Origin of the sequence: Candidatus Acidianus copahuensis, from assembly GCF_000632495.1 — an archaeon.
Classification (GTDB): domain Archaea; phylum Thermoproteota; class Thermoprotei_A; order Sulfolobales; family Sulfolobaceae; genus Acidianus; species Acidianus copahuensis.
The window spans coordinates 152,844-171,072 of record NZ_JFZT01000057.1 but is presented as its reverse complement, the minus strand read 5'-3'; the positions used below and the strand labels follow the sequence as shown (position 1 = coordinate 171,072).

19 protein-coding genes and 2 pseudogenes are annotated in these 18,229 nt (G+C 35.8%); 7 read left to right on the top strand and 14 right to left on the bottom strand.

Features of this window, described 5'->3' with window-relative positions:
* Window positions 1-2 precede the first annotated feature (2 nt).
* The 6 genes and pseudogenes from CM19_RS13575 to CM19_RS11020 form a co-directional block, all read right to left on the bottom strand.
* Window positions 3-383 (bottom strand): annotated as a pseudogene (locus CM19_RS13575) (acyl-CoA thioesterase); the annotation flags it as partial.
* Between the two features lie 270 nt (window positions 384-653).
* A pseudogene (locus CM19_RS13570) lies at window positions 654-980 on the bottom strand (acyl-CoA thioesterase); the annotation flags it as partial.
* The gene (locus CM19_RS11035) at window positions 913-1,275 is read right to left on the bottom strand and encodes a hypothetical protein (protein ID WP_052349541.1); all 363 of its coding nucleotides are present in this window, start codon (window positions 1,273-1,275) and stop codon (window positions 913-915) included. The gene CM19_RS11035 and the pseudogene CM19_RS13570, both read right to left, overlap by 68 nt.
* Window positions 1,275-3,092, bottom strand: a complete 1,818-nt coding sequence (locus tag CM19_RS11030; RefSeq protein ID WP_048100484.1) for an ATP-binding protein — start codon at window positions 3,090-3,092, stop codon at window positions 1,275-1,277. Before CM19_RS11030 ends, CM19_RS11035 begins: the two co-directional genes overlap by 1 nt.
* Entirely contained in the window at window positions 3,089-4,153 is a 1,065-nt protein-coding gene (locus CM19_RS11025; RefSeq protein ID WP_048100483.1) for a DNA double-strand break repair nuclease NurA, read from the bottom strand. The genes CM19_RS11030 and CM19_RS11025 overlap by 4 nt, the downstream gene beginning before the upstream one ends.
* 50 nt (window positions 4,154-4,203) lie before the next feature.
* Window positions 4,204-5,517 (bottom strand): FAD-dependent oxidoreductase, encoded by a 1,314-nt coding sequence (locus CM19_RS11020; protein WP_048100482.1) that lies wholly within the window; start codon window positions 5,515-5,517, stop codon window positions 4,204-4,206.
* A 47-nt stretch (window positions 5,518-5,564) separates the two neighbouring features.
* Here CM19_RS11020 and CM19_RS11015 point away from each other — a divergent pair, with 47 nt between their 5' ends.
* The 3 genes from CM19_RS11015 (at window position 5,565) to cysS (ending at window position 8,481) form a co-directional block, all read left to right on the top strand.
* The gene (locus tag CM19_RS11015; protein ID WP_048100481.1) at window positions 5,565-6,002 is read left to right on the top strand and encodes a hypothetical protein; all 438 of its coding nucleotides are present in this window, start codon (window positions 5,565-5,567) and stop codon (window positions 6,000-6,002) included.
* On the top strand, window positions 5,995-6,900 hold the full coding sequence (locus tag CM19_RS11010) for a bifunctional phosphoglucose/phosphomannose isomerase (protein ID WP_048100480.1): 906 nt from the start codon (window positions 5,995-5,997) through the stop codon (window positions 6,898-6,900). Before CM19_RS11015 ends, CM19_RS11010 begins: the two co-directional genes overlap by 8 nt.
* A gap of 180 nt (window positions 6,901-7,080) precedes the next feature.
* Window positions 7,081-8,481 carry a cysteine--tRNA ligase gene (gene cysS, locus CM19_RS11005; protein WP_048100479.1) on the top strand — a complete coding sequence of 467 codons (1,401 nt, stop codon included), beginning with the start codon at window positions 7,081-7,083 and terminating at the stop codon, window positions 8,479-8,481.
* Here the strand turns inward: cysS and CM19_RS11000 are convergent.
* Complete coding sequence (locus CM19_RS11000; protein ID WP_048100478.1) at window positions 8,462-8,887, bottom strand: NUDIX hydrolase; 426 nt, start codon at window positions 8,885-8,887, stop codon at window positions 8,462-8,464. The two genes, cysS and CM19_RS11000, sit on opposite strands and share 20 nt — an antisense overlap.
* A gap of 42 nt (window positions 8,888-8,929) precedes the next feature.
* Here CM19_RS11000 and CM19_RS10995 point away from each other — a divergent pair, with 42 nt between their 5' ends.
* Together CM19_RS10995 and CM19_RS10990 are read left to right on the top strand one after the other, a co-directional pair.
* A complete protein-coding gene (locus CM19_RS10995) occupies window positions 8,930-10,237 on the top strand; it encodes a hypothetical protein (protein ID WP_048100477.1) in 1,308 nt (435 codons plus the stop codon).
* Between the two features lie 70 nt (window positions 10,238-10,307).
* Entirely contained in the window at window positions 10,308-11,567 is a 1,260-nt protein-coding gene (locus tag CM19_RS10990; RefSeq protein WP_048100476.1) for a Glu/Leu/Phe/Val family dehydrogenase, read from the top strand.
* On the opposite strand, the gene CM19_RS10985 is transcribed toward CM19_RS10990, so the two are convergent.
* The 4 genes from CM19_RS10985 to udg all read right to left on the bottom strand — a co-directional run bounded on the left by CM19_RS10985 (window position 11,560) and on the right by udg (window position 14,789).
* Window positions 11,560-11,820: a TIGR00304 family membrane protein gene (locus CM19_RS10985; RefSeq protein ID WP_048100475.1), complete on the bottom strand. Its 261-nt coding sequence runs from the start codon at window positions 11,818-11,820 to the stop codon at window positions 11,560-11,562. The two genes, CM19_RS10990 and CM19_RS10985, sit on opposite strands and share 8 nt — an antisense overlap.
* Before the next feature lie 2 nt (window positions 11,821-11,822).
* Window positions 11,823-13,304 (bottom strand): ATP-dependent nuclease, encoded by a 1,482-nt coding sequence (locus CM19_RS10980; RefSeq protein ID WP_048100474.1) that lies wholly within the window; start codon window positions 13,302-13,304, stop codon window positions 11,823-11,825.
* A 110-nt stretch (window positions 13,305-13,414) separates the two neighbouring features.
* Window positions 13,415-14,194 carry an SDR family oxidoreductase gene (locus tag CM19_RS10975; protein WP_048100473.1) on the bottom strand — a complete coding sequence of 260 codons (780 nt, stop codon included), beginning with the start codon at window positions 14,192-14,194 and terminating at the stop codon, window positions 13,415-13,417.
* A complete protein-coding gene (gene udg / locus CM19_RS10970; RefSeq protein WP_048100472.1) occupies window positions 14,145-14,789 on the bottom strand; it encodes a type-4 uracil-DNA glycosylase in 645 nt (214 codons plus the stop codon). Before udg ends, CM19_RS10975 begins: the two co-directional genes overlap by 50 nt.
* 469 nt (window positions 14,790-15,258) lie before the next feature.
* Between udg and CM19_RS13420 the strand changes: the two genes are divergently transcribed.
* Window positions 15,259-15,390, top strand: coding sequence for a hypothetical protein (locus tag CM19_RS13420; RefSeq protein ID WP_268744943.1), 132 nt, complete (start codon window positions 15,259-15,261; stop codon window positions 15,388-15,390).
* Between the two features lie 672 nt (window positions 15,391-16,062).
* Here CM19_RS13420 and CM19_RS10960 read toward each other — a convergent pair.
* On the bottom strand, window positions 16,063-16,551 hold the full coding sequence (locus tag CM19_RS10960; protein WP_048100470.1) for a hypothetical protein: 489 nt from the start codon (window positions 16,549-16,551) through the stop codon (window positions 16,063-16,065).
* A 38-nt stretch (window positions 16,552-16,589) separates the two neighbouring features.
* On the opposite strand from CM19_RS10960, the gene CM19_RS10955 reads away from it, so the two are divergent.
* On the top strand, window positions 16,590-16,898 hold the full coding sequence (locus tag CM19_RS10955; RefSeq protein WP_048100469.1) for a hypothetical protein: 309 nt from the start codon (window positions 16,590-16,592) through the stop codon (window positions 16,896-16,898).
* On the opposite strand, the gene CM19_RS10950 is transcribed toward CM19_RS10955, so the two are convergent.
* Together CM19_RS10950 and CM19_RS10945 are read right to left on the bottom strand one after the other, a co-directional pair.
* Entirely contained in the window at window positions 16,878-17,774 is an 897-nt protein-coding gene (locus CM19_RS10950; protein WP_048100468.1) for a sulfite exporter TauE/SafE family protein, read from the bottom strand. The genes CM19_RS10955 and CM19_RS10950 overlap by 21 nt on opposite strands.
* A gap of 60 nt (window positions 17,775-17,834) precedes the next feature.
* On the bottom strand, window positions 17,835-18,227 hold the full coding sequence (locus CM19_RS10945; RefSeq protein ID WP_048100467.1) for a metal-dependent transcriptional regulator: 393 nt from the start codon (window positions 18,225-18,227) through the stop codon (window positions 17,835-17,837).
* Window positions 18,228-18,229: the final 2 nt, after the last annotated feature.

Here is an 18,229-nt window from a genome sequence, read left to right as displayed (position 1 = left end):
AACTATCTAGATTTATATTCCCTTCTCCTTATAAATTCCTCCCATAACTCCTTCTCTACATCAGTTGATGGAGAATAAGTGGGCATTTCTTTAGGTTTGCCGTCAGGACCAATCCTTACAAAAACCATATAGGCCTTTGTAACCTTTTTTGTAGTCCTATCCTCTGGATTATATCTAAATACGTTAGCTAATGTTCCTATTGACGTTTTGCCAACGTAGACTATTCCAGATGTTATTTGGATTATATCTCCTAACCTTACTGGAGAGTAGAAACCCATTTCTGACACCGCGACAGTAACAGTTGCGTCAGATGTAGGGGAATGCCCACTATAGCCTATAAACTCTAACCCTAGACTTCCAGCCAAATCATCCATAAACTTTAGAAGACGACCTGCTGACATCCTTTCGCCATCATAAGTTAATTCAGGGGAGACATAAACAGTGTTTGTCTCCCTAAATCTTAGGCCCTCTGTCTCGTCTATATCTGAGGGGACATCTCTGACTCGTCTCTCTCTCCTCTTTACAGCCTCTTCATATCTTCTTACCTCACTTTCATCAATAGGTTTAACTTTTTCTTGAACCTCTACTGGCCTTTGATACTCATCTACTTTTACGTAAACTCCAGTGGCCGATACCATTAACTCTTCTCCCCTAAATGCCATCATTTGCACTTCAAGGGATGATTTACCGACGTAGTCTACTTCTGCTTCAACTCTAATTATATCTCCTAAATTTATTCCTTTTTTAAATACAACATTATCCAGCTCTGCTAAAACTACCTTTCCTCTAGCAACCTTCATAGAGGAAATCATTCCAGCGTCAACAAAGAGCTTTAACATATCCCCTCCATGAAGTCGCCCAAGGAAATTACACTGTTGATAGTGAACTATATTATGTATAACTACTTTCGTTTCACTTATCCTCAAGGATAGATCCCACTTTTTCTGCAATCTCTCTGTAGATTTTGTTTCTAGCTCCATAGGTGTTTAATATATCATAGAGCTGAGAGAGAATTTTTTTCGGATCAATCTCTCGTATCACGTCTTTAGGTAATTGGGAGAAAGTTAATCTCTTTTCATGGGACGACAGATATGGTAAGTATTCGTCCTCATTTGTTGAAACCATAGCAAAACCTCGCCTATCGAGTATATATTGATGTACTCCTCTCTTAGCAATCTCTATTGCTACATCGTCTGAAGGAGGAAGTAAAGACGAAACGGCATTGAGTAAATTTTCTATTGAACCGTTTTTTAATGCCCTTTTAATTTCCTCCATTATCCCGCCTTTGATAAGTCGTAATGCCCTATAGGAGGTGGTACTGGAACTGAAATCTTCATCTTACCTTGTTTTAACCAAGGGGAGATAATAAACGCTACTCCGTTTTTCTCCCAACTTAAAATTCTGGCCTCTGTCCTTGAAATACCCATAGATTCTGCCACTGAGGACGTTATTCTGAAAACAAATTTAGTACTAGCTAACTGAACAATGATATCATTTAAGTCCGAGGGATTATGAGTTGCAAATATAAAGCCTATTCTCCTTCTTCTTCCCAATCGCATCATTGTAGATATCTTTCCAGCCACCCTCCTAACATAGTTTGTGTCTTCCTCTGATCCTTGAAGAGAAGGAAAGAACCTATGGGCTTCATCAATCACGAAAACTGTCCTTCCCTTTAAAGTTCCTTGTCTCATTTGTCTCTCTTTATAAGCAAAGACTCTATCTAAGAAATAGTAAGTTAATATTTTTTGGGTAAAGTCGTCTAATTCACCGTTGTAAATATCAAAGATAAGAATCTTTCCTTTCTCAGAAAGGACTGATCCCAGCTTATCCCTATGTGCCTTAAGATCAAAAAGTTCTGTTTCCTTTAGAAGATAAAGCCCTCTCATGATATTGTCCACGGTACTTTTATGAACCTTTAACTTTTCAAACTGCGCATTATCCAGAGCCTTGATGAAATCATCTAGAGTGAATGAATCCTTCGCTTCCTTAGTTGAACTAAATATCTTTAAGAAATGAGAGGCTTGTTCTGTAAAGTAAGGATTTAACCTATAAATTACATTTCTAACGTCCTTAAACCTAAAAAAGAAAGGATGAAGTGTTAGACGTGAATTCCAAAAACTACTTGATATATTTATCACATTACGATCTAACGAAGAGTAGACTTTTACTCCCTTAGAATTTAAGTGATCAAGGAGAGGTTTAACGTATAGGTTAAAATATGCCCTAGTTATTGACTCTGTAGTACTTAACCTTGTATATTTTTTTAACCAAGATCTTGTTAGGGGAAAAATAACGGAGATATCTATTCCATTCATTTTTCCGTAAAGTTTCTCAAAGGCATCAGTTCCTTCAATTACGCTCTTACTGCTTATGTCTGGGGGAAGAAACACATGATAGTAATCACCTGTTGCATCAAGCACAATAACTTTACTCTCTTCATCCTCTATCAAATAGAGTGAGGAAATTATATCCTTAATAAAAGACGTCTTTCCAGCTCCAGTTGTACCGACAATTAACATGTGATAATTTAAATCATCTAGTCCAAGACTAACTTTTATCCCAGTTTCACTTGATTCAAGGTAACCTAACTTAAGGCTCCCCCTGTTTAAACTAAGAGCTCTTTCCACTATTTGATCTCTAGGAATTATAACTGGAGATTGAGGTTCAAGTATTACATCAGCGGGTGAAGGGTCTGAAGATGAAAGGACATCAACTTTGGTTAACATCTCACATTTAAGCGTAACAGAGTTTATCAGGGTACCAGGATTTTCCTCTTCAGGATTAGACAGAAAGTTATCTTGTCCAAATAGGTACGACTTTACGTCATTTCTCTCATAGCCGATAACCTTCAACAAAACAAAGTATAATGTCCTTATATCTATTGCACCTAAAAGTATGCCGATCTTTCCTAAATAGGGAAACTTATAGTAAGTATATGGATCGATTAAAACGTTAACATGATAGTCTTCCTCTTCGATCTTATTTGGCATATTAGGAGAAACTTTTCCCACAACGTCCCCTAGGGTTACGCCTAAAGCTCTGGCCTTTTCTATCCTCTCTTTTATTCCTGTGTAAAGCTCGTCGGCAGTCAAGTTTCCATCACCGTTAACCTACTAAAGAAGCTAGACTGTATCCCTATCCTCTCTAAAGTAGAAACAATGTAGCGATATAGAGCCTCGCTAATTCTTTTTGCCTTATAGTCAGCTAGCGCTAATACTGTTGGAATTCCTTCCCTGGTAAATTCAAGACTAGCTAGCCACGAGAGTACTTTCTCGTCATCCTTAACCATTTCAATCCTTAATATGGAGAATTTTGGAAAGTACTTGTGAAAGGGTTTAATCAAGTAATAAACGTAAATCTTTCTCTTATCTTCTCCCTTTAAAAGAGGACCAATGACCATTGTCCTGTAAGGAGGCGATAGGTTAAACCTGAGGGTATGGAGTATAAGCGATTCATCCGATAAAAACGTTTCATTTCTTAACTTTCCGGAACGTGACATTGCATCGATTAACACTCTTGACTTATCTATCCTCTTCACTATACCGATATAGTTTTCATCTATTACCTTTTGCCTTTCCGAATTTAATCTTTCCTTAAACCTAGAGGTAAACATAAGATATGATGGAAATAAAGGACCGTCTACCAAAACATAACCTTTCCCCTTGAGCAAAGACAAGGCTTTTGTCTCTAAAACTGACCTTAACTCTCCCTCTACTGTCTCGAATCCATCTTTCGAAGAAAACGGGTCTCCAGTTATAGAATAAGCTGAAATATAACTATTGGAAAATAGATAAGGATCTATTTTTGAACCTTCAACTAATGAGGGAGCTACAGCTACGAAAGGGTCATCTAAATTCAATTCCCTTTCTCCATCAATTGAGGGATAAACTCCAAAAATTGAAGTAGAAGATGAGGAAACTACAACAGATCCAAAACTAACTATCCCCTTACCAGATATAAAACTCCTACTACTACCATCTAGAGCAAAAAAATGAGGTGGAGATGAGGGCTCGATTTCCCTGATTGAACCGTCTTCAACTGTAAGGAAAATGTCCTCATCTCCAAAATTAACACTTTCAACATTTAAATAGCCAGATATGTACTTTATTACAGCATAGTTTAGTATTTCCATTATACTCTTACTAGATGGCATTCTTCCAATAGTTATTATTTATAGAAATATTTAAATATGCCGTATTACTATCAAGCTTTCATGAGTTCTCTAATGGCAATTATTACCGGATCCCATACGGTAGCTATTGCTGGTAGATAACCCATCTCAACGAAAAACGACTCTTCTATAGTAAATCTTTTCATTACTATTGCTGCTAACATGTCTAGTCTTCCTAAGACCTCTTCTTCTCCTATTATTTGTCCTCCTATAATGGTAGAGGTATCCTCATCTGCTATTAACTTAACGTAGATGTCTTTGGGTTCTGGGTAATACCTTGCCCTAGTCTTGGACTTTATCATAGATGAATATGGTTTCAAACCCGCCTCCTTTGCCTCAGATTCGTTTAATCCAACTTTACCTATAAAGAGCCTGTCGTACTTTGTTATCATTGTCCCTACAGTACCAGGAAACTCCATTCTTTTACCTCCGATATTTGAACCTGCTACAAATCCCATCTTATTGGCAACTGGAGCGAAGGGCATCCAAGTAGGCTTTCCTGTTACTATATTTCGGGTTTCCGTATTATCCCCAGCTGCATATACATTCTCTTTATTAGTCTTCATAGTCTCATCTACCCATATAGCTCCTGTTTTCCCTATTTTCAGTTGATCTTTTAGTAAGGAAATGTTTGGCTCAACACCTATTGTAACCACAACTCCATCTACCTCTAACTTTCCTTTATCAGTGACTATTACTTTTCCTTCCTCCTCAATGCTCTCAACTCTTTCATTTAGTCTTAAATCAATTTCTTTTGACATCACATCTGTTACGACGTGTGCCATATCACTATCAAGCATTTTATTTAGAACATAACTAGATCTCTGAATTAGCGTAACTTTCTTCCCAACGGCGTGAAGAGCTTCAGCCATCTCAACGCCAAGTATTCCTCCGCCTATGATCGCTATCTTGTTTAGCGCCCAAAGATCATCCCTTAAAGATTTAGCCTGAGCTGGATGATGAGCGTAAAAAATCCTGCTTCCACTTTGCCTAACCTTTTTAGGCTTTGCTCCTAAGGCTATGATAAGATAGTCATATTCCTCCGATTTTTTCTCGGCGTTTTTTCTAACTTTTACAACTCTTGAATTTAGATCGATCTCCTCAACAGAATAACCTGTTCTAACGTCTATCTTTCTCTTTTCCCTAAAAAACTCAGGTGTATAAGTCATAAAAAGTTCCTCATTGTTAAAAAGACCTTCCACATAATATGGAACACCGCATGGAGCGTGACTCACCATGTTTGTCTCTTCATAGACTACTATTTCTGCATTTGGTCTTAACTTCCTCACTCTGGAAGAGCTACTCATTCCAGCAGCTCCTCCTCCTAAAACTAAAACTTTCATAATAGCTTTAGAGATTAAGGCTTTATATTTGGTTTAGCTTAAGAGAATGCATGGCAACAAAGGAAAAGTTAGTAACTGTCAAAAGGGAAATAGGCGACTTAAGGAGCAATGCCTTAAGTGTAACTGAACAAAATATTTTAGATTTCATTGAAAATCAGGTTAACAAGGAAGACGAACTATTTAACGCTTTTGAGCAGAGTGTTAACGAAAAGAAATTCAATGAAGCTTTAATTTTATTCTTTCAAGTCATCCAAAGAACTAATTTAATGTATTCCTACATATTTCAACCAAATATAATATCCATGCTAGCTAATGCCAAGATAGCCACTGTAGTTCAGGATTTGATAGATTGTTTATCTGAAATCGTAGCAGATGTAGTAGCTACAATAAAGGCAAATATTAAGGAAATGGGATTAGAAAGTATATCTGTAACTATGCTTTCAAATCCTCCTTCCATAAACATAACTCTAGGGATAAAGAATGCGTAATGAATATGCTAACTGGGATGGAATGTTTGAGAACGCATTAAAGATAAGCGTTCCAGAACTAACGACTGAAAGAGTAATATTTACTGGAATGGGAGGAAGCTATATCCCAGGCAAAATAGCCGAGATCTTTGACTTAAACATTGACTACTATGCTATTAACGGTACTCCAAAAAGGATTGACGAAAAAACTACAGTAATAGCTATGAGTTATTCTGGAAATACGTCAGAAACTATTTCAGCCATAAAAGCTTCGATAGAGAAGGGTTCAAAAGTAATTGCGATAACATCGGGAGGAAAAATTGAAGAAATGGCTAAACAAATGGGCTTTTCTCTAATTAAGGTAAAAGGTTCAACACAAACTAGATACTCATTTCCCGTCCTCTTTACACCTCTAATGAAACTTCTTTCTCAGAAGAGCAATGAGAAGTTAAATTTGTCAGAACTGAAAGCAGGCATTATAGAATTTAAAGACCAATTTATGGACAAAGCAAAAATTTTGTCGTCAAAGATTTTGAAAGGAGTTCCAGTATTTTATGGATCTACTTATTATCCTTTAGCTATAAGGTTTAAACAGGAGATAAATGAGAACGCTAAATATCCTGCATTTTACGGTGAGATACCTGAAGTAAATCATAACGAGGTTGAGTCATACGTTCATGGAACAAATCTAGTCGGATTTGTTATAGGTAACGAAAGAATTGACGAAGTCACATCGTCTGCAATTGGAGCTGAAATTATAAGCACACCTTCAAATTCCAAGTTAAAGAATGTATCCTCTCTTCTTTATCTTGCTGGTTTAACCTCTCTTTACATTGCAGACTACTTAAAAGAAGACCCAGAAAAACTTTATAATATACCAAAATGTAGACAAAAAACTTCAGAAATATTTAAATTATAATTCTTCCTATTTTCTTTCTGGGGATTTATTTTAATTAAATAAATTATAAATCCTCATCCTAATAAGCAAAAGTTTTCCATAATTTTTTAAGAGGGAACTTGGATCAAAGATTTACAACATGTAAGCCAGTTAATTATCCAAACCAATTAGAATTTAAGCCGGAAGGTTCATTCTCATCTCATGAGGATTTATAATTCCTTCGGAAGAAAATTGGAGGAATTTGTCCCACTGGATAAAAACACTGTAAAGATGTACGTTTGTGGACCTACAGTTTATGATTATGTACATCTAGGTCATGGAAGAACATTTGTCGCATTTGATGCGATCACTAGATTTTTACGTCTTAAGGGATTTAACGTAATAAGAGTACAGAATATTACAGATATTGATGATAAAATAATAAATAAGGCAAATGAAACTGGAAAGCCATGGCAGGAAATTGTTGACATTTACTCTAAAGATTACTTAGAAAATCTAAAAGCCCTTAAAGTAAAGATTGATTTTCATCCTAGAGTGTCCTCTCACATAAAAGAGATAATACAGTTCATTCAATCTCTTATAGATAAAGGTCATGCATATACCGCAGAAAGCGGTAGCGTTTACTTTGATGTAACTACTTATCCAAAATATGGAGAACTTTCTAGCACAAAGATGGATCAGTGGAATCAAGGGGAGGAGTTTCTAAAAGAGAAGAAGCATCCGTTTGACTTCGCTCTCTGGAAAGGAATGAAACCTGGAGAACCGTATTGGGAGTCTCCATGGGGAAATGGAAGGCCGGGATGGCATATTGAGTGTTCAACTATGTCTACTAGATATCTCGGAGAGCAATTTGACATACATGGAGGAGGGATGGACTTAATATTTCCTCACCATGAAAACGAAAGAGCTCAGAGTGAATCGTTAACCGGGAAAAAATGGGTAAATTACTGGATTCACGTGGCTTTCCTTAACATAAAAGGCGAAAAAATGGCTAAATCCCTTAAAAACATAATACCTTTAAATGAGGCTATAAAAAAGTATGGAACAGAAAACTTAAGGTACTGGTTCCTCTCTTCAAATTATAGATCTCCAATAAACTTCAGCGAAGATATAATCGAACAAAGCTCGAGATCCTTGCAAAGACTTAAGGATGCGGTTTCTATTCTTAGGAGTATACTTGATGAAGAACCAAAAAGCTACTCTTCTGATGATGAAATTGCTACTCAAAGAGAGATAATAGATAAGATTAACGGTTTTTTCAATTCATTAGAGAATGACTTCGACACCTCTTCCGCTTTAGCCTACATCCATGAATTAGCCGGAATTGTATTTTCTAAACTTCAATCGTCTAGAGATTTTCTAGGCGCATCACTTGCTTTAGACGGTTTTTCTAAGTTTAATGAAGTATTTGGCGTAATGGATGAAGAGATGGGATTTACTATGGAAAAAGTGGATAAAGTAATTGATAAGGTAATTGAAGTCAGAGATTTACTTAGATCCAGAAAAATGTATGATTTATCCGATCAAATCAGGAAAATATTAGAAGAATCTGGAATAAAACTTCTAGACTCAAAGGATAAAACTACTTGGAGATTTCAGTAATAAAAAGTGGTAAAGGTTCTCCATTATAATACTTTTTCAGCATATCTAAAGTTGTTGGAGAAGTACATTCGTCTTTTATCTCGTTTAAATCAATAAACTTTGCGTCAAGAGCATCAGACGAAGCCCTTAATTCTCCTCCCTTAATACTACAGATAAAATCTAAAATTACATAATGAAATCCTTCCTTAATTATCTCAACAACCGCCATCAGTTTTTCCGGTATAACATTAAGACCTGTTTCCTCCATCATCTCTCTTCGCAGTGCATCAAAGACTGTCTCACCATACTCAACTTTTCCTCCGGGTATTGCCCAATTTCCTTTATTAGGAGATTTACTTCTTTTAACCATGAGAATCTTTTCTCCTTGAATTATTACTCCTCCTACTGCAATTCTAGGAACCTGCATAATATGAATAAAGTTATTAAGAAATATTAATCCTTGAGTAGTATGGCAAAATCACTATTGTTCATTCTACTTGCGTTGAGCATATCCATGTCAGTCTTAGCCCTACCATCCTCTCCTCCTACTGTTGCTTCTGGAACAATATCAAGTATTCCATATTTTTCTTCTCTGCAGTATAGCGTTATAGCCTATAATATCACTCACTCTGGAAATAAGACTGTTGAGGCTCCAATAGCTAATTATACCCTAACTTACAAAGTAATTAATACAACAAATGGAATAGCAAACGTTAATGTTTCCCTATCAAGGATTTCAGGAAATATTACTAATTTCACATTAATTAAACCAGGATATCATAAAGTCAATCTTGTATTAGACATTGCATCATTAAACTATCCATACATTTATCCTGGATTTCTCTTTAATTCTACGTATACTTTAAATGCAGTAAAAAATAGCTCAACTACTAGTATAACACTAAAGTTTATCAAAGAATTGTCAGCAAAAATTGATAACACTAATTACACTGAATATGAATACGAAAACATATCCTCTGGTTCTCACTATATTTACTTAATTAACCAAGGTCCCCTAGCTAAGTTTAATGAAAGTTTTAAGGGGTTGACAATATCCTTTTCCCTTTCATCTCTGTCAAACATCTCTTACCTAAGGCTAAATAATGTAAACATTTACACTGATCTAATAAGAGAACCCTATCTTTACGCTTATTACTACTTATCGCCTCAGTCCGGCACTCTTGAGCCTGCTGGTTATATCCAACAGACTTACCCAATTGTTTTCTCTAATGGAATAGTTGCGATGGAGGAAAACAATTACTTTTACTTTATAGCTGGAGCCCCTCTATCATTAGGTCAAGGATTCAGTGGAACAAGTTTTACTCTAAATATTGGAAATTTAACTTCTTTAGAAGACTCGATAACTTATATGAATTCTTCTCATATAATTTGGAATAGTAAGATCTTTAGCTTCGTAGGTAATAGAGAAATTAATGCTTTTGGAAAGAATTATACTACAATGGTTTATCAAAATATTTCTGGAACAAAAATCATAAAAATTTATTTTGCTAACTTTACTCTCATAAAGGAATTAGAGGAAACTAAAAACGGAACAAGCTCTTCAATTTCTCAAGAAATACTCTACATTGGACATAAGTACATTTCTCCCAATATGACATATCCCGATTACTTCCTTTACTCAGATCATAATAATACGGAAATTCCTTATGTTACAACTTTACCTTACAAAGCGATAGCTCCATCGCTCTCATTAATTATTACAATAATATTAACGTTAGCTATTGTTGTTGTATTAGTTGTTCTGCACAAGAGATGATAATTCTTTTTTAACAATTTAAGTAAGTTATCAGAAAGATTTTAAATTTAGAAAGAACGATCTCTTTATCATGACAGTAGAGGAAGTTTTATCCTCAAATTTATATACGCAACAAGTAAAAAAATTATATAAGGTTGGAGATATTCTAGGTCTCCACGCAGATCAACTAGAAGCCTTAGCTACGCCCGAAAGGGTAATTCAAGTTAAGATCCAAGTCCAAAGCAATGATGGAAAAATAAAGACGTTTACTGGATGGAGATCGCAACATAACTCAGCTTTAGGTCCCTATAAAGGCGGAGTTAGATATCACCCAAACGTAACACAGGACGAAGTTATTGCTCTCTCCATGATAATGACTTGGAAGAATTCTTTACTTCAACTTCCGTATGGTGGTGGGAAAGCGGGAATAAGAATAGATCCAAAGATGCTAACTAGGACGGAAATAGAAATGCTTTCACGAAACTTTATAGATGCACTTTATAAATACATAGGAAGCGACATAGATATTCCAGCCCCTGATGTAAATACTGATTCACAAATTATGGCTTGGTTCCTAGATGAATACAACAAAGTCTCAGGAAAAATCGATCCTGGAGCATTTACAGGAAAGCCAATTGAGTTGGGAGGACTTTCAGTTAGAGAATATAGTACGGGCTTAGGTGTTGCTCACGTTACTAAATTAGCCTCAGAAAAATTCATGGATGGTGTAGAAGAAAAGAAAATTATTATTCAAGGTTTTGGGAATCTTTCTACATATACCGCCAAGTTCCTATCTGAAATGGGAGCTAAAGTTGTAGGAATTAGCGACTCTAAGGGAGGAGTATTAAATTACGAAGGTATAAATGTAGACAAAGCACTAGAATTAAAGAGAGCAACAGGGAGCGTTATAAATTACCCTGGAAAACAAGTCAGCAATGATGAGCTTTTAGTAAGCGAATGTGACATTTTAATTCCCGGGGCCTTAGAGAACGTAATAAATAAGTTTAACGCGCCCAAAGTTAAGGCAAAGTTAATAGTTGAAGGGGCTAATGGTCCATTAACAGCTGATGCTGACTCAATACTTAGAGAAAGAGGAATTCCAGTTGTTCCGGATATTCTAGCTAATTCTGGAGGAGTTGTTGGTAGCTATGTTGAGTGGGCAAATAATAAAATGGGAGAAATAATAGAGGAGGAAGAAGCAAAGAAACTAATTCTCAATAGAATGGAAAGGGCATTTAACGAAATGTATTCAAAGTATAACAAACTAGGAGATCAGGATTTAAGAAGTGCTGCAATGATTGTTGCTGTTGAAAGAGTAGTAAAGGCAATGAAAACAAGAGGTCTCATATAAATTGGATAGCATAAAACAAAACCATTATAATCACAATAATCAAAGCAATAATAACCATCCATTTTTCTATCTTTTTTGAGCTACCGAAGATAATAGGTATCGGACCGATCAAAATTATTCCTCCTGCTTCAGTCTTTCTTTCCTCTCCTTCTTTTTCTCCTCTATTTCTGAATGCTTCATAAATTACGCCTAGAAAAACAATCATGAATCCAAAGAAGACTAAAAGAATACCTAGCTCTATAAGACCTTGCATAATTAATTATATGCTTGTAAAGATTTAATTTTATTCGCCAAAAGCTCTACTTCCTTTGGTAACTCTACCGAGTCAACTCTTGTTACTATATCTCCTATGGAACCTCTTAGCTGAAGGTAATCCAAACCCCTCTTCCTAAGAATGTTTGAAATCCACCTCATATTTTCATCTTTTCCTAAGTCTCTAAGTTCTTTCTCATCTGGAAATATGTTTAATCTTCTAAGCGCTTCAATAATCCCAGATTTACTATAATACGCTTCCATCTCTCTGGAAATTGGTATACATTGTTCCTTTATATCAACTTTATCGCAAAGACCCATGAATGTTACATCAAGTTTCAGCATTTCTCTTAATTTCTGCCATGCTTGAAGCTCTAGGTCATTGTTTATTGAATTAATATATATTCCACTATATTCAACACTTATTCCTAATTTTCTTAATAGATTATTTAAGGCCTCTGGTTCAAAAGCATCACTAGTTAATATCACATGTTTAGTGAAGAGAAGATCACTAAGATTAACCTTCAATATACTTAATAGACTTAAAGTATCCTCATCTAGTTTAACATTCATAGCTGTCGAAAACTCCGTATTTCTCTTTAAAACAATGTAATTATCTACTGGACTAGAGACTATGAAGGGAGAATGTGTAGTCATAAAAACTTGAAGTAAACCGTTATCAGTCCAACTCCTTAAGAGCTTTATTAACTTATATTGTAATGTTGGATGCATATTAACTTCCGGTTCTTCTAGGAGAAGTATTTTATTTCCACTTAACCATATTACGAATAACATCAGGATGACTCTCTGGAACCCGCTTGCAGCTAAATCGATATATATTGGTAAATTATACACGTTTAGAACTAACTTTCCTCCATCCCAAATTTCTAGGCCTTTTATTTCAGGTATTGTTGCGCTAACTAAATTTACAAAGTCATACCAATATTTCCTCAAATTTATCGGAGATCTGCTTATTTCTACTATTCTCTTCATTACATCATCAAAGTAATTTTGATCAAATATTGGAACATACTCTACTTGGGAAGATGCCGAATCAAAGAGTTTTCTTACGTCCTCTATATCGTCCTTCATTGGAACACTACCATTAACTTTTAACAAATCTAAGTTCCAATTCACTTCCCCCCTTTCATATTTTAGTCTGTTTCTAACCTCTACCTCCATATCCTTAGACTTTCCTATAATTTTCAATACTTCCTTTTCGGAGAAAACAAATTTGCCTCCTAAGATTATCTCTTTTGATGTATCGTAGCCTTGCCAAAGTAACATCAATTCTTGGTTCCTATCATCTACAGTTCTTTTCTCGATTCCAGCTGACAAATTCTTAATAAGGAGATAAATTGCTGAGAGAAAGTTTGTCTTACCATATCCGTTAAACCCAACTATAAGGTTAAGACCCCCAAGCTCCTTTACGTTAATCTCACTAAGACTCCTAAAGTTATTAGTGTAAAACTCGGTCAATCTCAATAGTACTCACTGACCACAAGATTGGAGAGATACTAATTTAACAATTGACCAAATTATTCACGTTCTTTCTCTAAGTAAAGAAAAAAGGGGGTATTATCAGCCGATCTCTTTTAAAATATTGCCTTTATAACACCACCGTCTACAGGGATTAATGAACCAGTAATATAAGTTGATAGTGAAGAAGCTAAGAAAAGAACGACATTTGCCAATTCTTCAGGTTGTCCAATCCTCCCTAGAGGAATATCCTTCGTTATATCTTGAAGAACTTCTTCTTCACTCTTATTTTCTCTTAACGATCTATCCTTAACTAATTGTTTTACTCTATCAGTAAAAATCCAACCTGGCATTACACCATTAACTAGAATACCTTTAGAGGCAAACTCCCTCGAAGCAGACTTTACTAAACCAGCTAGAGAAAGCCTAACTACATTGGACAAGTCCAAATTATCTATAGGTTGTCTTAACGTCATAGAGGTTGAAAGTATTATTCTTCCTCCTCTCCCCATCACGTTTCCTGCTTCCCTTACTGCCACAACGGCACTCATAAGCAAAAGATTAAAGGCATAACTCCAGTCCTCATCCTTTAGGCTCAGTAAATCTCCAGGTTTTGGACTTCCTGTAACGTAAACTAAGACGTCCAATCCGCCCATAATATCAACGGATTTCCTTATTAAGTTTTTAACGCTATTAGGATTTGAAAGATCGGCTATTTCCTTTTTTACATTACCGTATTCCTTTAATTTTTCGTATGCTTTCTGCAGATTTTTTTCGTCGTGGGATGAGATTACAACTATCGAACCCTCTTCCAGAAACCTTTTAGCTATAGCGAAACCTATACCTTTACTTGATGCTGTCACCACTACCTTCTTTTCCTTTATTCCCAGATCCATTACCTACCATGAAGGTATCTAGCGTTACCTTTTTAGAGTTAATTCTTTCTCCTAGCTTCTTGAAATCCTCTTCTAATTCCTTTCTGAGAGATGGATTATATAACGCCGCTGCAGGGTGAAATGTAGGAAAAACGTAGCAATTGTAGGAAGAAATAAAGTAGAATTTTCCTCTTACAGAATTTATTGTCTTGGGAGAGATTCCAAGCTTAGCCATCATATAGGTTGTGGAATGTCTTCCTAGTGTAACTATTATCTCAGGTTTGATAGAAAGAATTTGTCTCTCTAAATATTGAGAACAGGCTGAGATCTCGTCTTTCTCTGGATCTCTATTCTCTGGAGGTCTACATTTAACTAAATTTGTTATAAACACCATGTCTCTTGACAGACCAATAGAAGCTAATAATTGCGTCAGAAATTTTCCAGCAGCTCCAACAAACGGTCTTCCCTCTTTATCCTCATTAGCTCCTGGCGCTTCACCTATTAACATTACTCTAGCTCTAGGATTACCTTCACCTGGAACCGCTCTTATCCTGGATATACTAAGTTTACACTTTCTGCACGATTCTACTTCCCTTGCTATATCATCTATTTCCACAGTTTTCTATTCTTACTATCCAGTTTATAAGTGAACTACTCCAGCCTTTCGTTAGGCTTTTACTTAGCAGTAAATTCTTGGACTTACCAAAGTGAGGAAACTCCCGATCTGAGGAGGTATCTAACCAGAATGAGATGTTTAGGAAAAACAAGTCCACGGTCAGTGATGTAACCAACTTCTCGCAAATGAAAGTCGCTTACGGTTGCTACACATAACGTAGACAATTTCTTGAAGTGCATGTTACGTTAATTATCTTAAACCTTACCTTCTCAAAGTTTTTATGAGAATGGATCAAGAATACCCTTCTCTCAAGAGAATGGATAAATTGACGCCAAATAATAATGTTATATCCACGGAAGTACTCCGGTTAAGATCTTATGCGAAAAGAAAAACATTAGGGGCGTTAAAAAACCCCGCTAGTTTGCGCGTGAGATGTATAACACGTTACTCGTGGAGGCAATTTACTTTTATGAACGGTATGGAAAGGATTAAACAAGGCAGATTTAAGACAGATAGACCTAATTTCCGTCGTGACTTATACTTTAAGACAGGGAAGTATCTCGCCAAGAACTACGACATGTTGGCTATGGAGGATATATAAAAATTTAAGTAACTCGTTTCACGTTCTGTTAGTCTCTTTTACCTTCACTTACTGACGTCGGTTTCTACGAGATGGGGAGATATTCGCTTGACAGATGGAGAATGGGAAAGAGGTGAAATTGGTTAGTCCCGCATATACTTCAAGGGCTTGTCCACGTTATAGCTAGGTCAAAAGTGAAATTCCTCTTTCGCAGAGAGCTTTTTGTCTGCGAAGGTTGTGGTTACTTCGCAAGCAGCGATTTAGTTGATTCCATTAACGTTTTGTCTCGTGCTGGCTGAGAGTCACCTCAGATCCTGTGGAGTTGGCCCTCTACCTTGGTCAAGCCAAAGGTTGACGAGAAAGTAGGAAGCCCAGACCTTCAAGTCGGTATAGTTCATATTCCTTAACCTTTCAAGGGATTAGTAAAGTCTTAATATTCCTTAATATTATTTCTCAATTCTCTACTGTTTTTAGAGTAAACTACTATAGATTGCAAGTGGTAAATAATATATACGTAGCATCTAAGTGAACTTGCCCTCCCTCTTTTTCTTTAGGAATTTAAAAACTTCCTTATTCTTAATTCTCTTAAGGGAAAAATATAAAGGGTATCAGTTTATCGACCCTGCCTTCACTATTCAGATTATGTCGGCGTCATCATGTACCCCGTCCTGCTGTGGAAACCTCATTCACGCTTTATTGTTTGTCCGCTCCAGATAGGGGACGGGGCTTCTTTATGTTTTTGTAGAGTCTATATAAAAATATAACTAGCACTATTTGACCCATATCTACTTGTAAAGCCTTCGAGTTATTATATATTATTTCAACTAAAAATGGGAAAAATGTTATGTGAGGTTTGAATACTTCCCATATTATATAATAATTTAGATAATTCATAAATATAAAAGCTAATGCTGAAGAATCTATAATTACATTATACCAGATATTACCTGTCCCCCAAAAAATTATCCCAGAAATTATGAATATCATTAATAGAATAAAAGCCGAAAACGATATACCAACAGGTATTCCTAGATCATAATAGTGACCGTCGTATGCATAAACTCTAGGCTCATCAAGGGGAGCTAGTTTTCCCAAAGGAAGAACAATAATGGAAAGAATTACAGCAAAGATAACAACATAAAGGTAATAGTCCTTAACAGAACCTCCTTTTTTCCATGCCATACACAAAGCTTTAATTCATGATATAAAGATTTTTCCAAATGACAATCTCAAAAAAGTTTATTGAAATGCAAGACTTGATTCTTGCAAAAACGTCTCTTGAAAAGGTAAAGCTCCACGTTGAAGAAAGGAAGGGAAATACAATTTACAGTTGGGTAGGAAATGAAGTGGCTGAATTCATGAGAAGATATTCAAAAGATAAGGAACTAAATCCTTGTACTAGTTCCTTAGAAAAATCTCTAAAGGAACAAGATTCAGAATCCCTTATGAAAAGCGTAAACGATTGTATAAAAATTCTATCCAAAAAAATTGAATTAACTTACAATAGCCTAATGGAAGATCAGAAATAATCCCTTATAGCTTTCAAACATTATATATATAGCAGTTACTATTATAATTATAGCGAAAATCTTTCTAAGCAGACCTCTTGGCATTTTAGAAGCTATAGCAGAACCGGCATAACCTCCTCCTATCCCTCCCACTAAATAAGCTATGCTAAGTAATGGAAGAACATAACCATAATATGCGTAAACTGCAGCCGAAGTAATTCCAAAAGTTCCTACAGATAAGAGGGATGTACCAACAGCTTTTATCATGCAAAGACCAGTGCTAAAAAGTAGGCCCGGAACTATTAGGAAACCCCCACCTATTCCAAAGTAACCAGAGGCAAATCCGACGATAAACCCAGCAGGTATTATTTTCTGAATTGATATATCTGATATCTTTAATTTTCCAATAGATATACTAATTGGACGAGAAATTGAGGTTCCTGGTTGTGGCTGTTTTTGTGGTCTGAGCATTAATAAAGCTACTGCGATCATCAAAATTCCGAAGAAGAAGAGAAGGGCCTGACCCGGAGTAATATGGCTAACTATCCCTCCAACTATAGCACCTACAATACCTGGAATCGTAAAGAATATTCCCTCCATTAACTTTACATTTCCTTTTCTAAAATGCATATAACTGTTAATATATGCATTTAATCCAACAGCTAAAGCGGTAGTACCTAATGCAACGTGATCTACCAGGTCCAAATATTGTCTTGCTAATGTTGGATTCGTTGCATATTGAGGAGGAACTGTAGCTAGACCTACAAAATATAGCAGAAGAGGAACGGCAAGTATTGAACCACCCCCTCCTATTAGACCTAAGCTAAAACCTACTGCTACTCCAGATATTACTGCTAATATGTATTGTATAGCCGTTACTTCTATTACTATAGTCATAAATAACTTGTCTTTACTTTATACTTTAAAAAGTTTCGATTGAAAAAACGAATAAAGGAATTATGGTATTCCCTCACCATGAGGGCAATTATTTGGTTTACCTAGAAAGCTGTAAAGTTTCTCGACTATTTCTTCAGGAACCAAAAGATCAAATTGTCTGGAATAATTACATGCCTCATCCTTGTCCATTCCTAGCTTTACTAGAAAGGATTCCACAACTCTGTGAGCCCTTATTGCCTTATTTATGTAATCCTTTCCTTCATCGGTGATCCATATTTTTTGACCTTCCTTTTTTATCAATCCTTTATCGGAAAGGTGTTTTATTTCCTCAAAGGCACTAGAAGCAGTGACACTAACATCTCTAGCTACTTCAGTCAACTTCGCAGGTTTGTTTCCGTCATTAAGTTTCTTTATTACTATTAAGTACTGAAGCTCTCTATAAGAGTACTTCATCA

What these genes read in the sequence shown, in the direction of transcription:
- CM19_RS11035 (WP_052349541.1), bottom strand. Translation starts at nt 1,275, where the DNA reads ATGGAGGAAATTAAAAGGGCATTAAAAAACGGTTCAATAGAAAATTTA.
- CM19_RS11025 (WP_048100483.1), bottom strand. Translation starts at nt 4,153, where the DNA reads ATGCCATCTAGTAAGAGTATAATGGAAATACTAAACTATGCTGTAATA.
- CM19_RS11015 (WP_048100481.1), top strand. Translation starts at nt 5,565, where the DNA reads ATGGCAACAAAGGAAAAGTTAGTAACTGTCAAAAGGGAAATAGGCGAC.
- CM19_RS11010 (WP_048100480.1), top strand. Translation starts at nt 5,995, where the DNA reads ATGCGTAATGAATATGCTAACTGGGATGGAATGTTTGAGAACGCATTA.
- cysS (WP_048100479.1), top strand. Translation starts at nt 7,081, where the DNA reads ATGAGGATTTATAATTCCTTCGGAAGAAAATTGGAGGAATTTGTCCCA.
- CM19_RS11000 (WP_048100478.1), bottom strand. Translation starts at nt 8,887, where the DNA reads ATGCAGGTTCCTAGAATTGCAGTAGGAGGAGTAATAATTCAAGGAGAA.
- CM19_RS10995 (WP_048100477.1), top strand. Translation starts at nt 8,930, where the DNA reads ATGGCAAAATCACTATTGTTCATTCTACTTGCGTTGAGCATATCCATG.
- CM19_RS10990 (WP_048100476.1), top strand. Translation starts at nt 10,308, where the DNA reads ATGACAGTAGAGGAAGTTTTATCCTCAAATTTATATACGCAACAAGTA.
- CM19_RS10985 (WP_048100475.1), bottom strand. Translation starts at nt 11,820, where the DNA reads ATGCAAGGTCTTATAGAGCTAGGTATTCTTTTAGTCTTCTTTGGATTC.
- CM19_RS10975 (WP_048100473.1), bottom strand. Translation starts at nt 14,194, where the DNA reads ATGGATCTGGGAATAAAGGAAAAGAAGGTAGTGGTGACAGCATCAAGT.
- CM19_RS13420 (WP_268744943.1), top strand. Translation starts at nt 15,259, where the DNA reads ATGAACGGTATGGAAAGGATTAAACAAGGCAGATTTAAGACAGATAGA.
- CM19_RS10960 (WP_048100470.1), bottom strand. Translation starts at nt 16,551, where the DNA reads ATGGCATGGAAAAAAGGAGGTTCTGTTAAGGACTATTACCTTTATGTT.
- CM19_RS10955 (WP_048100469.1), top strand. Translation starts at nt 16,590, where the DNA reads ATGACAATCTCAAAAAAGTTTATTGAAATGCAAGACTTGATTCTTGCA.
- CM19_RS10950 (WP_048100468.1), bottom strand. Translation starts at nt 17,774, where the DNA reads ATGACTATAGTAATAGAAGTAACGGCTATACAATACATATTAGCAGTA.
- CM19_RS10945 (WP_048100467.1), bottom strand. Translation starts at nt 18,227, where the DNA reads ATGAAGTACTCTTATAGAGAGCTTCAGTACTTAATAGTAATAAAGAAA.